The organism is Mesorhizobium sp. BHbdii (genome assembly GCF_053848045.1).
Window position 1 is genome coordinate 1 of sequence record NZ_JBSPKX010000319.1, and the last position, 398, is coordinate 398.

1 protein-coding gene is annotated in these 398 nt (G+C 65.1%); it reads right to left on the reverse strand.

Annotation, left to right across the window (positions count from 1 at the left end):
• Positions 1-398, reverse strand: a 398-nt coding sequence (locus tag ACWTU8_RS33230) for a glycosyltransferase (protein ID WP_455851430.1), incomplete at both ends; no start/stop codon positions are given.

A 398-nucleotide genomic window follows, 5' to 3' on the forward strand; every position in this document is an offset into this window, starting at 1 on the left:
GCTTGCGCGGCCACGTCCGTTCCGGGTTGCAGCGCCATCCGGGCTGCGTTGTCCTTCAGGCGGGCGCGCATGGCGTCGTTGACCAGCAGGCCGAGAATGGCTCTCTCCAATACTCCTTCGGTCCAGCCGTCACGGCCGATATGGTCGCCCGTGCCGGTCTCTTCGGCGCGGCGCGCATTGTCGTGTCCGTCCCAGCAATAGGGCATGATCAGCGACGGCACGCCGAAACGCAGCGCCTCGCAAAAACTGTTGTTGCCGCCGTGATGGATGAACAGATCCGACTTCGCCACCACCGAAGGCTGCGGAAACCAGGCATCGAGATAGACATTGTCCGGCACCGCGCGATAGGCGTCGCGCAGGCCGCCGACATTGACGATGAAGCGCGCCGGCAGCCTGTC